We start from the raw sequence: 16,739 nt of genomic DNA on the forward strand, positions 1-16,739 counted from the left end.
GTCGAACAGGCAAAGGCGGCGCAGAATGTCAGGGGTTACCTGTGGGCTTGGACATCGCTGAACGCGCGCGTCTCAGGGCAGTGGCGGCGACAACGCCTGCGCAACAGCCGGCGCCTTTGACGAATATGTCTTTTATGTAGCCATGCCTGCCGGCGAGCAGCTTTTGAATGAGTTCGAAGCCGACAATGACGGCGAGAAGCGCCAGCAGGATTGGCAGGACATGCTTCGGATAGGCGAACGAAAAGACGGCACCGACAACGAAGAGCGCGGCAAAGCGATCGGCGTTTGGCGATATCAAGGTGTGGGGACGAAATGCCAGCGTTGTATCGGTGACGATGAAGAGGCCCAGGATCAAACCCCAAGCCAAATATCGGAATGCGGTTTGGGGCATTTCTGAGCTCAACGGGCCATGTTGGGCGCGACATTGAGCGGTGCGCCGCCAATCGAAACGGGACCCGAGGACCTGGCTGCCCGAGGCGGCGGCTTTCTCGGCTGCGGGTCGGGTGGCGCGATCGGGGCGCGCGGCACCTCGGCCGCAACAGGTGGCGGCGGCGCTGCCGGCGGGGGCAGATGCTGCAACTCGTCGACCTTCGAGGTCAGGACCGCCAACTGATCGGTAATGGCCTTCAACTGCGCCTGCCCGTCGGCTACCGACCGATCGAGTGCGGCGAGGTCTTCCTCGAGCTTCTGCTGGGCCGCGAGGAGAGTCGGCAACGCCTCCTTGTCGCTCGTCGTCATCGCTCCGCCGGACGATTCGTGGCTTATGGCGGGGACCAATGCCGCGACTTCGGGCCAGGCGTACACGCCGCCGGCGCCGACAAGGGCGAGGACGACGATCAGAAGGAACCACGGCCAGCGGCGGCGACCGGCGGGCAGGGGGCTTTTCGGCGCATGGCCGTGCCACGCCTGGTCGGAATCGTTGTCCATCAATGCTTCCTAGGCGCCTCTGGCATTCGTTGCAATCAATACGGAGTTCGACCATGTTACCGGGTAATGCTCCATTTGCCCGTTCCCCCCTCAGCGCCTGCCCGTACTTCCCAACTCCTCGAAGAACTCGTCGCGCAAGCACCTGATGGCCCCGTCGACCTCGAATGGCTCCTCAGCCATCTGGACAGGCGCTCGTTCGGGCTGCTCCTGCTGTTGCTGGGGCTACTCGTGATCGTCCCTGGCGTGGCCACGGTTGCGACGCTGGCCCTCCTGTTTCCGGCGGTCGAGATGATGTTGGGGCACAGTGCTCCATCCTTTCCCCGCTTCCTGTCGAAGCGGCCGTTCGACTTCAAGCGATTCAAGCGGTTCACCGTCAGGGCGGGTCCGCTGCTGCGCGCGATCGAGAACATCAGCCGGCCGCGCTGGAACGCGCGCCATGACGTGACTGACCGGCTTGTTGGCTTGGTCGTGTTCCTGTTGGGTCTGTTGGCGGGCTGGCCCCTGCCTCTGGTCAACGTCATTCCCGGGATTGTGGTCGTCCTGATCGCGATTGCTTACCTGCAGGAAGATGGTCTGCTGTTGGCCGTGGCAATGGCGGCCGCGGTGATGTCCTTGCTTGGCCTTGGATGGACGCTCTGGACGTCGGCCGCCGCCGTAATCAGCTGGATTGCGATCTGAGATACCGCGGCAAGCCGCGGGGTAGATGCGCTACAGGACCGCTAAAGTTTAAGACATTGGTTATCACTTTGCTTTCATTTTCACCGCCTCATTCAACAAAGAGGCACCATGTCTGACATCACCATTCCCGGCGGAAAAATTCGTTCCTTCATCGAGCGGATCGAGAATCTGGACGCTGAACTGCAGGAACTGAACGAGCAGAAGAAGGAAGTGTTTTCGGAAGCCAAGGGTGAGGGTTTCGACGTGAAGATCCTCAAGGAGATCGTCAAACTGCGAAAGCAGGATCAGGATGAGCGCGACGAGCGCGAATCGCTGCTCGATCTCTACATGCGCGCCATGGAAACGGCACCGGCGGACAAGGCTGCTGCGAAAGCGGCGTGAGAGGCCCGGTGCGTTCCCCGCGATCGAGATCCGGGGGCGCGCGATCTCTCGGCGGACGAACTTCCCAAGCTCGTCCGCCTCCGTCCCATCAACCATTCGCGCGGCGTTGGTCGCACCTTCCGTTCATGATTGTGTCTTCCGATCGGATCGGAGTAGCGATCGATCAGGGTTGATGCGGCGATGCGCAGCGGAGCGCTGGAACCGGCAATCCAAAGTCATCGCGACGCTTTGGCGCCCCGCGCTGTTTCGACCATGGTTCGAAAGGTGATCGAGTATCTGGGGGCCTCGACCGGCGGAATGCTGTGCTCCCATATCTGCCGTGCATCGCCGGCCATCAGGTAGAGTGATCGGGACGCCGCATCGAGCGTGAACCGCTCCCATCCGTTTTCCGTCCGACGACGAAAGCGGAACTTGCATGCGGATCCCAGGGACAGTCCAAAGATCCGGTCGAAATGCCGCTTGTCGCGGTGCCAGCCGATACCGACGCCGCGATCATATTCGGTGCACAGGATCTGCCCGATCTCGGTCGACGCGCCGCCGAAGGATTGGGTCGCGGCGACGATGCCGTTTAACCAGGAGGGGATCGGCTCGGCACATTCCAGTCGGCGCGACGCATAGTCGTACCGGTAACCGAACGAAGCCACGCGGCGCTTGCCTTCGAACTGTCCGAACTGGAAGGGGGCAAGCGGAAGTGCCCGGATGTGGCGGATGAGTTCGCCCTCGGTCGCTTTGGAGATGAAATCCGGCGCGTAGTGCAGACCCGCCGGACCTGCGGCCGGCGCATCGAACATCGACAATTGTTCGGACAATCTGGTGCCGTCAGTGTTTGCGAACCTGTCACGAATATGGGCGCGCCGAGACAGAATTTAAACCGGCCGTCAGGTCGCTTGGGCTTCCACCTGGCGCGGCTTCGATGGGCGAAAGACGGCATCAACGCTCGGTCCCGGCATCCTCTTTCGCCACGATCTTCAGGCCTTGGCCAGGAAGCGATTGCCGCAACGTCGTTCGGCCCCGTCCTGTCGCCGCGGGTGATGGCGCTGTGAGAACCAGTTGACTTTAGGGACACAGGGCGAATGTATCCAATATCGCAATGTCGGCTTCAAAAAGACCGATCGAACTCGGAAAATGCGCTTCGATTGTGATCCCCTAGACCGCGCGTATATCTATGATTTTACAGATAGTTATGCGATTATCAGGTGTGAATATATCCTCTGATCAAATAAGTTGCAGTCCAAATCTTGGATACGGATGTTGACTTCTGGATACATTCTGTTCAATTTGCGCCACAATAAAATCAATCCTGGGAGGACCCGGTGACCGGCAGTTCGGGCGCGCGCGGGGCGAAATTGACGCAGACGACAGCCGTGCTGGTGATGTGCGCGGTCCTGATCGTCATTTTTTCGATCTTCCTGAAGGGCTTCCTGACGCTGGGCAATCTGTTCGCGCTGGCGCGCAACATTTCGATACTCGGCATTCTCGCGCTCGGCATGGCGGTGGTCGTGATCGGGCGTGGACTGGATCTGTCGCAAGTCGCCTCCTTTGCCGCCTCCACCGCGATCGCGATCATCCTGATGAATTCGGGCTACGCGACGCCGGTCGCGCTGCTGATCGGCTTCGTGATGGCGATCGTCATCGGCATCCTGAACGGGTTTCTGATCTCGGTGATCGAGATGCCGCCACTGCTGACGACGCTGGCGTCGAGCCTTGCGGTGCTGGGAATCGTACGCACCACAGCCGTGCAGCACTATGTCGTCTATCTTTCCAAGGGGCACGACGAATTCCTGCGGCTCGGCGGAAACATCTGGGGCGGTGTTCCGATCTCGATCCTGATCTTCGCGGCCACCGCGGTCGTGGTGCATCTCTTCCTGTCGCGCACCGTGATCGGGCGCTTCGTCTATGCCCATGGCGACAATCCTGACGCTGCGCGTCAGACCGGTCTGCCGACCCGCCCGCTGACCATGATCGAGTACGCGCTGTGCGCCGCGATCGGGTATGTCGGCGGTGTCGTGATGGTCGCGCAGACGGCGCTGATGCATCTCCAGGTCGCGGAATCGACGATCATTTTCGACGTCATCATGGTTGTGGTGCTGGGCGGCGTCAGCCTCGTCGGCGGCCGCGGCAACGTGATGAGCGTCATCGCCGGAACGCTGCTGATCGGCGTGCTGCTGAACGGCATGACCATCATGGACATGGACGTGCAGACCCAGAACATCGTCAAGGGAGTCGTGCTGCTGATCGCGATCCTGCTCGATTCCCGGCTGCATCCACGTGACGAGGAGACGTCGAAGCAGGGCGATTAAAGCTCTGCATCAACCAACGGGCCGCAACAGTCGGCCGACATAACAGGGGAGGAATTGACATGACGAAAGCTGTGCACAGAAGGGCGTTTGCCGGCATCGGGCTCGCCGCGATGGTGGCAACCGCCGCACTGGTGGCGGCGCCATCACAGGCGGCCGGGCCGCGCGACCAGCTGCGCGAGAAATTCGACAAGTCGCTCAAGGGCAAGACGGTGGCCTGGTCGCCGGTCTGGATGGGTGTTCTGGAATCCGAATGGACGCGCGTGATGAAGGATCGCTTCGACGATTACGGCATCAAGCTCGTCACCCGCGACGCCAACATGAAGTCCGACATCCAGCTTCAGACCGTCAGCGACTATATCAACGACAAGCCCGACGTGATCGTGGTGCAAAATCCGAACGTCACGCTGCTCGCCAAGGAGCTGAAGCGTGCGATGGATGCGGGCATCTATGTCGTGCAGGTCAACATGGCATCGAATACCCTGACCGACGCCTATGTCGGCGTCGATGCCAAGGATCTCGGCACCAAGATCGCGCGCGAGGTCATCAATCAGTGTGGCGGCGGCAAGGGCTCCGGCGAGGTTGCGATCCTCGAAGGTGAGGCGACCGCGGCCTATTCGCTCGACATGAAGAATGGTGCGATGGAGGTGTTCAAGACCGACCCGTCGATCAAGGTCGTGTCGTCGCAGCCGACAAGCTGGGACGCCAACAAGGCCGGCGACATCACGACCACGGTGTTGCAGCAGCATCCCAAGCTGTGCGGGATCCTCAGCGTCTGGGGACCGCAAACCGCGGGCGCGGCCCAGGCGATCAAGGCGGCCAACATGGGCGACAAGGTGAAGGTGTTCGTCGCCAGCGACGGCCAGCCTGCGGATTGCGATCTGCTCGAGCAAGGCGCGTTCTCCGCGAACCTGTCGTATCGCGCCGACGTGCAGGGCCAGACCATCGCCGACGCGGTCATTGCGCTGTTGCAAAGCGGCGACAAGCCGGGCGCGAAGAACATCGCCTATTACACGACCCCCGCCTGGGTGAAGTCGAAGGACGATCGCATGTACTGCTTCAGCATCCCGAAGGGCGCGAAGTAAGTCGTTCCGGCGCCCGCGCCCACTGCGGCGCGGGCAGGCCGGAGCTGTCGATCCAAATCCCCCGCGTCGTCCCGCCGTTCGGCCGCTTCCGCGCCGAGCCCGCCGGAGTCTGTTGATGAAGAGCCTGCAACGAGCCTGGCACCGCCACTCGCCCCAGTTGTTCCTGGGCGAACTGCTTGAGAAGCGCTGGATGGAGCCGATCATTCCATTCACGCTGACGATCGCGGTTTTCCTGGCCTTCGCGATCATGATCCCGCGCTACCTGACGGCGGGCAGCCTGCAGGAACTGATGCGGAATTTCGCGGAGCAGGGGATGGTCGCGGTCGCGATGGCCTTCTCCGTGCTGTCGGGCGGCATCGACCTGTCGGTCGGCGCGGTGTTCGCGATGTCGAACTTCCTCGCGCTCTATCTGTATCTCATCCTCGGGCTGCCGCTGCCGGTGACCATCGTGCTTGTCGTCCTGTTCGGCGCGGCGATGGGCGCGATCAACGGCGGCCTGATCGCCTACGGCAAGACCCGGCCGTTCCTGACGACCCTCGTCGTCCTCATCATCGTCCGCGCCGCCTACAACAAGGTGACGGTCGCGTTCACCAACGAGCTCGCCAGCATCGACAGCGGGTCCGGTACGTGGGACTTCATGGGATCGGGGAGGGTTCTCGGCATTCCCTTCAACATGCTGGTGCTGATCCTGCTCGCGGTCGGAACGCACTTCTTTCTCACGCGCGTCAAGCCCGGCGTCCACATCATGGCGGTCGGGTCGAGCCGCAAGGCGGCCCGCCACGCCGGCGTCAACGTCAAGCGCGTGCTGTTCTCGGCCTATGTGATGTCGGGCGCGATCGCGGCGCTGGCGGGAATCCTCTATGCCGCGCGGCAGAGCAGTTCGGGCACCGACACCGGCGTCGGCTGGGAGATCAACGCACTGGCCGCGGTGGTTCTCGGCGGCATCAGCCTGTCCGGCGGCCGCGGCACCATCGCGCGCGCCGTCATGGGCGCGGCGATCATCTTCATGCTCACCAGCGGCATGGTCCGGCTCGGCATCTCCGGCAACCTGACGACCGCCATCATCGGCATCATCCTGCTGCTCGCGGTCGGCTTCAACGTGAAGTGGGTCAAGAACAAGGGCAAGGTGCTGCAAAAGGTCTACGTCACCCCAAGCTGGGTCGATTTCGAGCCGCCGCCGTCGGTCGAGCGGGGCAGCGGCACGCCGTTCGCGGAGAACGACCGCCTGAAGAACGCGGAAGCGATCGCGCTCAACATGATCGAGGGCCCGGAAGACATCATCCTTGACCGCAACGACAACCTCTACACCGTCAACCGCAACGGCTCGATCATCCGCTTTCTTGCGCCGGATTATAGCGTCCGCGAGGAATTCGCGCGCATCGGCGGCCGGCCGCTCGGGTTGGCGTTCGATCGGGATCAGAACCTCCTCGTCTGCATCGCGGGCATGGGCGTTTACGGCGTGAAGCCCGATCGTTCGGTCTTCAAGGTCACCGACCGCACCACGCGCACGCGCACGCGCCTCAAGGACGATTCGCGACTCTATCTCGCTGACGATCTCGACGTCGCGCCCGACGGCAAGATCTATTTCAGCGAGGCCTCGACCCGCTACGAGCTGACCGACTGGGCGCTCGACGGCTTCGAGGGGCGCGGCAACGGCCGGCTGATCTGCCACGATCCGAAGACCGGCACCACCAGGACGGTCCTCAAGAACCTGACGTTCCCCAACGGCATCTGCATCTCGCATGACGGTCAGTCGGTGCTGTGGGCCAGCACCTGGCTGTGCCAGATCAACCGCTTCTGGATCGCCGGCCCGAAGGCGGGCACCAGCGAGATCCTGATCGACAACCTTCCGGGGTATTGCGACAACATCAACCGCGCCTCCGACGGCAAGTACTGGCTCGCCTTCGTCGGCCTGCGCACGCCAGTCTACGACCTTGCGATGCGCAACCCTGTTTTCCGCACCCGCATGGTCAAGCAAATCCCGCCGGACGAGTGGCTGTGCCCTGGCATCAACTACGGCTGCGTGGTCAAGTTCGATGACAACGGCGTGGTAACGGAATCGCTCTGGGATCCGGGCGGGCTTTCGCATCCGACCATCACCTCGGTCCGCGAGCACAAGGGCCATCTCTATATCGGCGGTCTGGAGAACAACCGCATCGGCCGCATCCGCCTACAGGACGCCGACCCGACCTGGGAAGCGCACAAGTCCTATTGGGGAGGGGCCTGAGCCATGTCTCTGCTTGGCGATATCATCGATCGCGTGTTGTCCCCGAACCGGGAAATTCACGGCATTCCGGTGCTCGACGGCGCCTTCTCCCCGAACCAGCGGCTCGATCAGGCCCGCCAGCTCGGCGACGAGATCGAGCGACCGGACGACATCGCGCTCGGGCGGGACGGCGTGCTCTACGTCTCGACCGGCAACCGCGTCCTGCGTTGCACGGGGGACGACTTCAAAACGCGCACGGCGTTCGCAACGCTCGACGGCCCGGTCGGCGGGCTCGCCTGCACGCCGGACGGCCGGCTGCTCGCCTGCGTCTCTGGCGTGGGGCTGGTGGCGCTTTCGCCAACTGGCGAGATCGTCGGCAAGCTCGAAAGCGTCGGTGGCGAGAAGATTGCCTGTCCGTTGTCGGTGGCGGTCGCGCCGGACGGGGCGATCTACCTGACCGACGGCTCGCGAAACAATCGGCCGGAGCATTGGCTGACCGACCTGATGCAGAACCGTGCCCCGTCGGGCCGGCTCATCGTCTGCAATTCTTTGCTCGGCGGTGCGAGCGTGCGTGCGGACAAGCTCGCATGGCCGCTCGGCTTGGTCGTAGCCGGTGACGGCAAGGAGGTCTGGGTCGCCGAATCCTGGGCCCACCGCCTGACCGCTTTTTCACGCGCGGGTGACGACAAGCGCGTGATCGTCAAGAATCATACCGGCTATCCGGCGCGTCTTGCCCGAAGCGCGAATGGTGAGGTCTGGATGGCCTTCCTCGCGCTGCGCACGCAATTGACCGAGTTCGTGCTGCGCGAGCGGGCATTCTGCGAGGAGATGATGCGGACGGTACCACCAGAGCTTTGGATCGGGCCGGCGCTGGATGGCCGCCTCAATCCGCGCGAACCGACCCAGATCGGCCGCATCAAGAAACTCGGCATCCAGAAGCCATGGGCGCCGCCGCGTTCCTATGGCCTCGTCGCCCGGCTCGACGCCAGGGGCGCGGCGACGGAGACGCTGCACAGCCGCGTCGATGGTCGTGTTCATGGGATAACCGCCGTCCGCCCGATCGGCTCGCGTGTGCTGGCGGTGTCCAAGGGACGCGATTGTCTCGTCGAACTGCCGCCTGGCCGCGGCACGCAAGAAGGATGAACGCCATGGCGGCCAAACAACAGGCAGGAACCCCGCTTCTTCAGATCGTCAATGGCAGCAAGGTCTATGGCGGCCTGCACGCGATCGATGCTGTCAATTTCGATCTGCGGCCGGGCGAAATCCACGCGCTGCTGGGGGAAAACGGCGCGGGGAAATCGACGCTCTGCAAGGCGATTGCCGGTGCGATCGTGCTGACCTCCGGCGACTACCTGATCCAGGGGCGCAAGGTTTCGTTCGCGTCGCCAAAGGAAGCGCTCGAGGGTGGGGTCGCGATGGTCTACCAGGAATCCAGCCTGGTCCCCTCGATGACGGTGGCGCAGAACCTTGAACTCGGCATGGAGAAATGGGTCACGGTCTACAGCAAGATCAACATCGCGGCGACCCAGTCACTGCAATCGATGAACTTCAACGTCGACCCGCTGGTGCTGGTGGAGAATCTCGGAACGGCCAAGCGGCAGATGGTCGAGATCGTGCGTGCGGTTCGCCACAACGCCCAGGTCTTCATCTTCGATGAGCCGACCGCATCGCTGACCCCCGAAGAGACGCAGCATCTGTTCCATCTTCTCAACACCCTGAAAGAGAAGGGCGCCGGGATCATCTTCATCTCGCATGCACTGGAAGAGGCATTGAACATCGCCGATCGCATCACCGTGCTGCGCGACGGCAAGCTGGTCGCCACCGTACCGGCGAAGGACGTCACGCGTGACGCCTTGGTGCGGATGATGGTTGGCCGTGAGGAAACGGCAGCGCAGTACGCGACCCACGGGGCTGATCCGGATGCGCCGAAGCCGCATGCCTCCCACGGTGAGAAGGTGCTTTCGGTCGAGAACGTGACGATGGGCAGCATCGTCAAGAACATGTCGTTCTCGGTGTTCAACGGAGAAGTCGTCGGCATCTTCGGGCTGGTCGGGGCAGGACGCTCCGAGATCGCGCAGATCGTCAGCGGCGCGCGCAAGCGCAACTTCCTGCGCGGCGGGATGATCTATCTGCGGGACAAGCCGGTCCGCTACCGGGTGCCGCGGCAGGCGGTGCGCGACGGAATCGCCTATATCACCGAGGACCGCAAGGTCGACGGCTTCTTCGAAACAATGACGGTGGATCAGAATATCTATCTTGGCTATCTGTCGTCGCCGCGCGTCAAGCGGTTCCTTTACTCGACGCGCGAGATGAAGCGGATCGCCGATCAATGGATCTCGGCGCTCTCGATCTCCGCATTGAAGCGGACGCTGAAGATTGTCGAATATTCCGGCGGCAACCAGCAGAAGGTCGTGGTGGGAAAGTCTCTGGCCCAGGAACCCACGGTGGTCATCTTCGACGAACCGACGCGAGGCGTCGATGTGAGCGCCATTCCGCAAATTCACGAGGCGATTCGCAGGCTGGCGCGCGAGAACAAGGCGGTTGTCGTTATTTCTTCCTATCTGCCGGAGATTCTGGCTATCTCGGATCGGATCCTGGTCGCTCGCGGCGGACGTATCGTCGAGGAAATGGCTCGGGCTGATGCGACCGAGGACAAGATCATGTACGCGGCCATTCATTGAAGGAGGGCCTTTCATGAGTCCTTATCAGCGGCCTCCCCATTGGAAGGACATGACGCGGGACGGCAATGAGGACGATCCGGAGTCCCGTCGCCTGATGAGCGAGAGGATAGCAAGCGAGATTCGCAGCGCGGTGCTGAGCGGCGAGATGCGGCCAGGCACGCGGATTCGGCAGGAGCTCCTTGCGGCTCATTTCGGAGCAAGCCGCATTCCCGTGCGCGAGGCGCTGAAGCAGCTCGAGAACGAGGGGCTCGTCGTGATGGCGCCGAACCGTGGCGCCTGGATTGCGGACGTCAATTCGGAAGAATCGATCGAGATCTACAAGATCCGTGAAGCGGTCGAGCCGCTCGCCATCGGCGAAAGCGTGCCAAATCTGACCGACGAGGACATCGAGACGCTCGATCGCATTGTGCGCGAACTTGAGCAGGTCACGACGCTCGAGGAATACATCCAGCTTGATCGGGAGTTCCATCTGCGTACCTATTCGCGGGCGCGGATGCCGCAACTGCTCGCGATGGTCGAACGCTTCTGGAACAGCACGCAGCATTTCCGGCGGCAGTTTGTGAGCGAGACCTACGCCAAGGACGGATTTCCGTTCTCCGATCCCCAGCATGTCCTGATCATGGACGCGATCCGGGCGCGCGATGTCGAAGCTGCGCAGGTGTTGGTGCGTCTCCACATCCGGCGCACGCGCGTTGTCATTCAAGCAAAAGAGAGTGGGGCGGCCCAACCGCCCCTTGCAAGCCGTGCCGCGCTACCGCATGCGCGTCTTGGCTCGGTTTATCGAGGAAAAAGTGCCAATGAGTAGTGGCGGCGAACGCCTTTTGCCACGGTTCCTGCTGCGCCAGGTGGCGGCGGGCTATAGCGGCCGCCGGGCCGGACGGGGCGCCATCGTTGCGACACTGGTGGCAAGCGTCGATGACTGTTGACCTGGATTCCGTGTCGCGTGCGCGCGCCTACGAGGAAGCCGCGGGCCGGCTGCGCGCGCGGCTCGGGGAAGCGTCGGTCGCTCCGCCCGATCCCGGAAGGCGGACGGCGCTTGATCTGTTTCGAGCCGCGCCGCGCGAGGCGCCGGCCGTGTTCTATTTCGATGCGACGCAGACCTATGCCGATATCGATTGGCTCAGTGACCGGCTCGCTGCCCGCTTCGCGCGGAAAGGGGTCGGGCGCGGCGATCGGGTCGCCGTCATTCTTCAGAATGTGCCGCAGTTCGTCATCGTCAGCGTGGCGGCGTGGAAGGTCGGGGCCATCGTCGTCAGCCTCAACCCGATGTACCGCACGCCGGAGCTTCGCAAGCTGTTCGGAGATTGCGAACCGAAGGCGGTGATCTGCCACGACGATCAATGGGAGAACGTTTTCCCGGCCGCCGGTTCGGTCGATTCCGAGCTGGTGTTCTGGACCGGCGCTGGCGAATTCCAGACGCGAAACGATGTCCGGGTGCTGCCGGAGCCGGGCGCAGCGCCGCAGGCCCATGCGCTGGCGACGGTTTTCGCCGAGAACGCAGCCGCCCCACCGGCACCGGTTCTGACGTCCGACGACATCGCCCTTCTCTTATACACCTCCGGAACCACGGGCGTTCCAAAGGGCGCCATGCTCACGCATCGTAATCTGGTGGCGACCGCGTTGATCTGTTGCGATCATTTCGAATTGAACAGCATGTCGCGCATGTTTGGCGTCGCGCCGCTGTTCCACATCACCGGCTTTGAAATCCAGATGGTCGCGGCGTTTGCCGCGCGTGCGGCGATCGTGCTGACCTATCGCTTCCAGCCCCAGGTCGCGCTCGATGCCTTCCTTGAATGGCGGCCGACATTCATCGTCGGTGCCATCACCGCGTACATTGCGCTGATGAACCAGGCTGACGCGACGAGCCGGCATTTCGAAAGCTTCGTACATATCTATTCCGGCGGCGCACCGATCGCGCCGTCGGTCATCGATGCCTTTGCGAGACGGTTCGGACGGGCGATCCGCAGTTCCTACGGAATGACCGAACTGACCTCTGCAAGCCATCTTGCGCCCAACGAAGGTCGGATTCCGGTCGATCCTGACTCAGGCGCGCTATCGATCGGCAGGCCGACCTCGGGCGTCGATGCAATCGTCGTCGACGACGAGCGCCGCCCGCTCGGAGCCGGCGCGCACGGCGAGGTGGTTGTGCGCGGCTCAGGCGTGATGGCCGGCTACTGGAGAAAGCCGGCGGAAACCGATGAGGTGCTGACCAACGGCTGGCTGCATAGCGGCGATGTCGGCTTCTTTGACGAGAGCGGCTGGTTCTACCTCGTCGATCGCAAGAAGGACATGATCTCCGCCTCCGGCTTCAAGGTCTGGCCGCGCGAAGTCGAAGACGTGATCTATGGCTTTCCGGGCGTGCGCGAAGCAGCCGTCGTCGGCGCCGCCGATCCCTATCGCGGCGAGACGGTGGTCGCCTTCGTCTCCGCTCAACCCGGCACCGTGATCGACGTCGCCGCGCTCTCGCGCTTTTGCCGCGAGCGACTGGCGGCCTACAAGTGCCCGGTCGACATTCGCGTGCTGGACGATCTGCCGAAGACGGAATCCGGAAAAATCACCCGAAACACGCTCAGGGACGGCCTGCGCGGCCGGTAAGGAGAATTTACGTGGATATCACCCAAAGCGAGCGTAGCCAGCAACTGGCCGCGCATCTCCAGCGCTTCATGACGGAGCACATCTACCCGAATGAGCGCCGATACTATCAGGAGGCCGAGCGGCTCGGGCCCTGGGCCGTGCATCCCGTTGTCGAGGTACTGAAGCCGCTCGCACAACAGGCCGGCCTATGGAACCTGTTTCTGCCCGCTCACGAGGACGGGCTGACCAACCTCGAATATGCCCCGCTATGCGAGATCATGGGACGTTCGCATCTTGCTCCCGAGGTCTTCAATTGCAGCGCCCCTGACACGGGCAACATGGAGACCATCCTGCGCTACGGTACGGAGGCGCAGAAGGAACGCTGGCTGAAGCCCTTGCTGGCCGGCGAGATCCGGTCTTCCTTTGCGATGACGGAGCCCGACGTTGCCTCGTCCGACGCGACCAATGTGGCCAGCTCGATCGTCCGGGACGGCGACGATTACGTGATCAACGGTCGCAAATGGTACACCACCGGCGCCACCGATCCGCGATGCAAGATCATCATCTTCATGGGGCAGACCGATCCGCAGAATCCGGATCGTCACAAGCGTCAGTCGATGATCCTCGTGCCCAAGGAGACGCCCGGCGTGCATGTCGTCCGTTCGCTGCCTGTGCTCGGCTTCTACGGCGTACCAGACCGTGCATCCGAGGTGATATTCACCAATGTACGCGTGCCGGCCGCCAACATGCTGCTCGGCGAGGGGCGCGGATTCGAGATCGCGCAGGGGCGATTGGGTCCCGGCCGCATTCATCATTGCATGCGGCTGATCGGCCTTTCCGAGCGCGTGCTCGAGCGCATGTGCCGGCGCGCGCTGAAACGTGTCGCCTTCGGCAAGCCGCTCGCCGAGCAAACCGTGACGCTCGAGCGCGTGGCCGAAGCGCGCATGAAGATCGATCAGGCGCGGCTGCTGACGCTCAGAGCTGCCTATATGATGGACACGGTCGGCAACAAGGCAGCGCGGCAAGAAATCGCGATGATCAAGGTCGTCGCGCCGAACATGGCGCAGACCATCGTCGACTGGGCGATACAGGCGTTCGGGGGAGGCGGCACCAACAACGACCATTTCCTTTCGGCAGCACTCGCAACGACTCGCTTGTTGCGACTGGCCGACGGCCCCGACGAAGTCCACCGCAACCAGATCGGCAAGCTCGAATTGCGCCGATGGCTCAATGTCGATCCCGCACGAACCGGCGGTGGCGCGGATCCGTTGTCGCCAGATGAATCTGAATCCTGGTCCGAAGGCGGCTTGTGGCCGCGCCCGAAAGATCTGCCATAGGCGTTGGGAACGGGCTGGAGCCGGAGGGCATCGGCTCCAACGCTGATCAACAAAAGGAGAGTTGTGAGCGATCTCACAGGGGGACGTCGAGACCTGCACTAGTCAGGAATCGCTCGGAACCAACGGAGATTCGCATGAAGCTCCTGATGATCGCCGGCCTGACCGCCCTCGCGCTTTTTCTGGCTGCGACGAATGTCCCGAGATCGCATCCATCGTCCGTCAGCCACACGTCAGTGGCAGGGATGCCCGCTGTGCAAGAACAAGACAAACTGCCGGTCGAAGATTTCGACGATCGATCGCTGGTGTTTCCGAGGGGAACTCAGCAATAGAGAGAATGGTGCCGTCGCATCCGAACGCATTGCGGTTCGGGATGAGCGGGCTGGAAATCGTCTGGCGTTGAACAGCGCGACGCGTCGGACGGCTTGTCCGCTTGCGCAGCCCCCGTCGCGCGCTGTGTTTCAAAAACTCATGAAGATCGGGTTGATCCCAGCGGGATCGCCGACATGTTCCGGGAATTGAAACGGCGCACCGTGGCGATCGACGATCAGGATCGCCAGGAGTAACGCCAACACGGCGACGATGTAGATCAGCAGTGGCGACGCGTCCCGGCTGGCGGGATTGCGATCCCGCGGCGGCAACACGCGAAAATGCCAAATGCGCGAGATGAACTGCAGATATGCTTTCGGATGTACTTGCATGTTCGACCTCGATTGTGAGGCGCCTTTCCCAAGACTGCGACCGCGTGGGCCGCCCTTCAAGGCGCCGCTTGTCGCACCCCCGAACCGAATACGAGCTCCCTTGTTGATTACTGGTGAAATGGGCCCGTTGTTGCCGGGGGCCAAGCCCGTCGCCCACGGACACGCCAGATTCAACGATCGCTGGCGGGCCCGATGGACGCCAAGGGAGCACTTTGGCCGGGCAGCAAAAACGGGCAGAATGGCCCGGGGGCTTCGCTGCGAGTGTCTCCGACGGCCATGGATTTGATTTTTCGTCTCGCCACGTTCCTTGTGACGGCATCGTTGCTTCTTGCGCTGCAACCCGCGCAGGCGCAATTGGCCGGACACGGCGGACCCGTCCGCGCGATCGCCGTTTCAGGCGATGGCAAGACGGTTCTGTCGGGCAGCTTCGATACTGCGGCGATCCGATGGTCGCTGGCAACCGAGTCTGCGGAGCAGGTCCTTCGCTTCCATTCGGGTGCGGTGAACGCAGTTGGCTTCCTCACAGATGGAAGGATGGTAACGGCTGGTGCGGACGGTCAGATTGCGATCTGGACGTCGGGCCGGCCTCAGCCGGACCGGGTTTTTGCGGACCATACCGGACCCATCGTCGGGCTCGCCGTTTCGCCCGATGCATCGAGGCTCGCATCCGCCTCGTGGGACCAGACCGTGCGGATCTCGTCGTTGTCCGACGGAGGCACGCGGGTGCTGCAAGGCCATTCGCAAAACGTGAATGGCGTGGCCTTTGCCGCCGACGGACAATCGCTGGTGAGCGTCGGCTACGATCTGACCGTGCGGATCTGGCGCCTGCCGGACGGCAGCGCCGAGATCGTCACGGTGCCGTCGCCCCTGAATGCCGTGGCGATCTCACCTGATGGCGAAATCGTCACCGGCGCAGCGGACGGCAAGCTGCGCATGATGTCCGCCGATGGCAAGGCAGGCGGCGAGGTCATGGCCGGTGCCACGCCGATCGTCGCCTTGGCGGTCTCGCATGACGGCGCCTTGATCGCCGCGGCGGCAATTGACGGCACCGTGGCGATCGTCGATCGCAAGGCGCGCAGCGTGCTGCGCACGCTCGCCGGGCTGGGCGGGCCGGTTTGGTCGGTTGCATTCCTGCCCGATGGCGTGACGCTCCTGACCGGCGGCGCCGACGGCAAGATCAGGCGCTGGAACGCACTGACCGGCGCGGCGATCGGATCGAACCTGGCGGGCACGCCGGGGGATCCGCTCGCCGCCTATGCCGGCGATCACGGCGCCGAAATCTTCAGAGCTTGCGTCGCCTGTCACACTCTGTCGGAGACGGAGCTGCAGCGTGCCGGTCCGACGCTTGCCGGACTGTTCGGCCGGAAGATCGCCTCGCTGCCGGGCTATCGCTTCTCCGACGCACTCAAGACGATGGACATCGTCTGGACGCCCGAGACCGTCTCCAAACTGTTCGAGATCGGGCCGAACGCCTATACGCCCGGCACGAAGATGCCGGAGCAGCACATCGGCTCGGCCGAAGATCGCCGCGCGCTCACGGACTTCCTGGCGCGTGCGACGTCGAAATAGCTCGATTTGGCGGCAGCCACGTTGCGGCGTCCTCAAGCGAAGGCGTCAAGCCGCGGTATGAGGCTCTAATACCCCGGCCATTGCTCCACCGGGATCTTCGTCAGCTCCGGGTTCTCCTTGAGCATGTGGGCGATATTAATGCTGGGATGTTCCTTGAGCGCCGCCACGACGCACTGGTTGACGTATTTGCGGCGTGACAGCCACTTGATCTTCTTGCCCTTCGCCTCGGCCTTGCAGGCGACGACCGCCTGCTTGAGGGCAACCTTTTGCGCCTTCGTAAGGGCTGCCTCGACGGCCGTGCCGGAG

17 protein-coding genes are annotated in these 16,739 nt (G+C 63.1%); 12 read left to right on the forward strand and 5 right to left on the reverse strand.

Annotation, left to right across the window (positions count from 1 at the left end; translation table 11 throughout):
- Nucleotides 1–28: 28 nt before the first annotated feature.
- Together PMN64_RS35820 and PMN64_RS35825 are read right to left on the reverse strand one after the other, a co-directional pair.
- On the reverse strand, nucleotides 29–391 hold the full coding sequence (locus PMN64_RS35820; protein ID WP_063607146.1) for a hypothetical protein: 363 nt from the start codon (nucleotides 389–391) through the stop codon (nucleotides 29–31).
- 8 nt (nucleotides 392–399) lie between these two features.
- A complete protein-coding gene (locus PMN64_RS35825; protein WP_411784123.1) occupies nucleotides 400–927 on the reverse strand; it encodes a hypothetical protein in 528 nt (175 codons plus the stop codon).
- A 66-nt stretch (nucleotides 928–993) separates the two neighbouring features.
- Between PMN64_RS35825 and PMN64_RS35830 the strand changes: the two genes are divergently transcribed.
- Complete coding sequence (locus PMN64_RS35830) at nucleotides 994–1,605, forward strand: exopolysaccharide biosynthesis protein (protein WP_304499643.1); 612 nt, start codon at nucleotides 994–996, stop codon at nucleotides 1,603–1,605.
- Nucleotides 1,606–1,713: 108 nt separating this feature from the next.
- On the forward strand, nucleotides 1,714–1,986 hold the full coding sequence (locus PMN64_RS35835) for a DUF2312 domain-containing protein (protein WP_016842183.1): 273 nt from the start codon (nucleotides 1,714–1,716) through the stop codon (nucleotides 1,984–1,986).
- A 215-nt stretch (nucleotides 1,987–2,201) separates the two neighbouring features.
- On the opposite strand, the gene PMN64_RS35840 is transcribed toward PMN64_RS35835, so the two are convergent.
- Nucleotides 2,202–2,795 carry an alpha-ketoglutarate-dependent dioxygenase AlkB gene (locus PMN64_RS35840; RefSeq protein WP_411784124.1) on the reverse strand — a complete coding sequence of 198 codons (594 nt, stop codon included), beginning with the start codon at nucleotides 2,793–2,795 and terminating at the stop codon, nucleotides 2,202–2,204.
- Between the two features lie 504 nt (nucleotides 2,796–3,299).
- On the opposite strand from PMN64_RS35840, the gene PMN64_RS35845 reads away from it, so the two are divergent.
- From PMN64_RS35845 to PMN64_RS35885, 9 genes are all read left to right on the forward strand, one after another.
- Entirely contained in the window at nucleotides 3,300–4,286 is a 987-nt protein-coding gene (locus tag PMN64_RS35845) for an ABC transporter permease (protein WP_051002594.1), read from the forward strand.
- Nucleotides 4,287–4,345: 59 nt separating this feature from the next.
- Nucleotides 4,346–5,368 (forward strand): sugar ABC transporter substrate-binding protein, encoded by a 1,023-nt coding sequence (locus PMN64_RS35850; RefSeq protein WP_028334112.1) that lies wholly within the window; start codon nucleotides 4,346–4,348, stop codon nucleotides 5,366–5,368.
- A gap of 115 nt (nucleotides 5,369–5,483) precedes the next feature.
- Nucleotides 5,484–7,595, forward strand: a complete 2,112-nt coding sequence (locus PMN64_RS35855) for an ABC transporter permease (protein ID WP_411784126.1) — start codon at nucleotides 5,484–5,486, stop codon at nucleotides 7,593–7,595.
- Nucleotides 7,596–7,598: 3 nt separating this feature from the next.
- Nucleotides 7,599–8,717, forward strand: coding sequence for an SMP-30/gluconolactonase/LRE family protein (locus PMN64_RS35860; protein ID WP_411784127.1), 1,119 nt, complete (start codon nucleotides 7,599–7,601; stop codon nucleotides 8,715–8,717).
- Complete coding sequence (locus tag PMN64_RS35865) at nucleotides 8,714–10,255, forward strand: sugar ABC transporter ATP-binding protein (RefSeq protein ID WP_411784134.1); 1,542 nt, start codon at nucleotides 8,714–8,716, stop codon at nucleotides 10,253–10,255. Before PMN64_RS35860 ends, PMN64_RS35865 begins: the two co-directional genes overlap by 4 nt.
- Before the next feature lie 130 nt (nucleotides 10,256–10,385).
- The gene (locus tag PMN64_RS35870) at nucleotides 10,386–11,060 is read left to right on the forward strand and encodes a GntR family transcriptional regulator (protein WP_229189506.1); all 675 of its coding nucleotides are present in this window, start codon (nucleotides 10,386–10,388) and stop codon (nucleotides 11,058–11,060) included.
- A gap of 110 nt (nucleotides 11,061–11,170) precedes the next feature.
- Complete coding sequence (locus tag PMN64_RS35875; protein ID WP_411784128.1) at nucleotides 11,171–12,850, forward strand: AMP-binding protein; 1,680 nt, start codon at nucleotides 11,171–11,173, stop codon at nucleotides 12,848–12,850.
- A gap of 11 nt (nucleotides 12,851–12,861) precedes the next feature.
- Entirely contained in the window at nucleotides 12,862–14,166 is a 1,305-nt protein-coding gene (locus PMN64_RS35880; RefSeq protein ID WP_411784130.1) for an acyl-CoA dehydrogenase family protein, read from the forward strand.
- Between the two features lie 134 nt (nucleotides 14,167–14,300).
- Nucleotides 14,301–14,495, forward strand: coding sequence for a hypothetical protein (locus PMN64_RS35885; RefSeq protein WP_057017127.1), 195 nt, complete (start codon nucleotides 14,301–14,303; stop codon nucleotides 14,493–14,495).
- Between the two features lie 129 nt (nucleotides 14,496–14,624).
- Here the strand turns inward: PMN64_RS35885 and PMN64_RS35890 are convergent, their stop codons facing one another.
- Nucleotides 14,625–15,008, reverse strand: a complete 384-nt coding sequence (locus PMN64_RS35890; protein WP_411784132.1) for a hypothetical protein — start codon at nucleotides 15,006–15,008, stop codon at nucleotides 14,625–14,627.
- A gap of 132 nt (nucleotides 15,009–15,140) precedes the next feature.
- On the opposite strand from PMN64_RS35890, the gene PMN64_RS35895 reads away from it, so the two are divergent.
- The gene (locus PMN64_RS35895; RefSeq protein WP_304499650.1) at nucleotides 15,141–16,433 is read left to right on the forward strand and encodes a c-type cytochrome; all 1,293 of its coding nucleotides are present in this window, start codon (nucleotides 15,141–15,143) and stop codon (nucleotides 16,431–16,433) included.
- Between the two features lie 65 nt (nucleotides 16,434–16,498).
- Here the strand turns inward: PMN64_RS35895 and PMN64_RS35900 are convergent.
- Nucleotides 16,499–16,739: hypothetical protein (locus PMN64_RS35900; RefSeq protein WP_411784133.1), on the reverse strand; the 241-nt coding region annotated here is incomplete at its 5' end.

The organism is Bradyrhizobium sp. UFLA01-814 (genome assembly GCF_046718885.1).
Lineage (GTDB): Bacteria > Pseudomonadota > Alphaproteobacteria > Rhizobiales > Xanthobacteraceae > Bradyrhizobium > Bradyrhizobium elkanii.